A 1,290-nucleotide genomic window follows, 5' to 3' on the forward strand; every position below is an offset into this window, starting at 1 on the left:
GGTCTGCTGCACGGATGGGTGACACCTGATCTGTGGTGCCGAGAGGTGCTGCTGGAGAGGATGTCATCATGCCCAAGCCTTATCCGCGCGAGTTCCGTGAGGACGTCGTGCGCGTTGCTCGCGGCCGTGAGCCCGGGGTGCCGTTGCGGAAGATCGCGGCGGACTTCGGGATCAGCGAGACGTGCCTGCAGAACTGGATGCGCCAAGACGATGTCGAGACCGGTGCGAAGCCCGGGGTGACGAAGGCGGAGGCCGAGGAGTTGCGCGAGTTGCGCAAGCGCAACCGGCTGCTGGAGCAGGAGAACGAGGTGCTGCGCAAGGCGGCGGCGTATCTGTCGCAGGCGAACCTGCGCCTGGGCGGCTCCCCAAAATGATCTACCCGCTCGTCCGCGAGCTGGCCGCGCAGGAGGCGCCCGTCCGGGTGCCGGTCGCGGTGACGTGCCGGGTGCTGAAGATCGCCCGCCAGCCGTATTACCGCTGGCTGGCGGACCCGGTCACCGACCGTGAGTGGGAGGAGGCTCACCTGGTGGATGCGATCCTCGACGCTCACGCCGAGGACCCGGAGTTCGGGTATCGCCTGATCGCCGATGCCGTCCGCGAGGCCGGCTGGGAGGTCTGCGACCGGACGGTGTGGAAGCACAGCTCGCGCAACGGCGTGTGGTCGGTGTTCGGGAAGAAGCGCGGCAGGAACGGCAAGAAGGCCGGCCCGCCGGTGTTCGATGACCGCGTGAAGCGCGACTTCGCCGCGCAGAAGCCGAACGAGCTGTGGTTGACGGACATCACCGAGCACCGCACCGGCCAGGGCAAGCTCTACCTCTGCGCGGTCAAGGACGTCTACTCGAACCGGATCGTCGGGTACTCGATCAGCGACCGGATGAAGTCGTCTTTGGCCGTTCGGGCGGTCGAGAACGCCGTCGCCAGGCGCGGCGACGTGACCGGCTGCATCGTGCATTCGGACCGCGGATCGCAATTCCGTTCCCGGAAGTTCGCCCGCGCCCTGACCCGTCACGGACTGGTCGGATCGATGGGCCGCGTGGGAGCCGCCGGCGATAACGCGGCCATGGAATCGTTCTTCAGCCTGCTGCAGAAGAACGTCCTCGACCGCCGCCCCTGGCCCACCCGAGACCAGCTGCGCATCGCGATCGTCACCTGGATCGAGCGGACCTACCACCGCCGCCGCCGACAGGCCCGCCTGGGACGTTTGACCCCGATCGAGTTCGAGACCATCATGAACCAAACCCAGGCCCTCGCGGCCTAACCGAAACTGTCACCCATCCGTGCAGCAGACCC

1 pseudogene is annotated in these 1,290 nt (G+C 67.4%); it reads left to right on the top strand.

Annotation, left to right across the window (positions count from 1 at the left end):
• Positions 1-68 precede the first annotated feature (68 nt).
• Positions 69-1,258 (top strand): annotated as a pseudogene (locus H563_RS0114200) (IS3 family transposase).
• Positions 1,259-1,290: the final 32 nt, after the last annotated feature.

The organism is Gryllotalpicola ginsengisoli DSM 22003 (genome assembly GCF_000419445.1).
GTDB classification, from domain to species: Bacteria; Actinomycetota; Actinomycetes; order Actinomycetales; family Microbacteriaceae; genus Gryllotalpicola; species Gryllotalpicola ginsengisoli.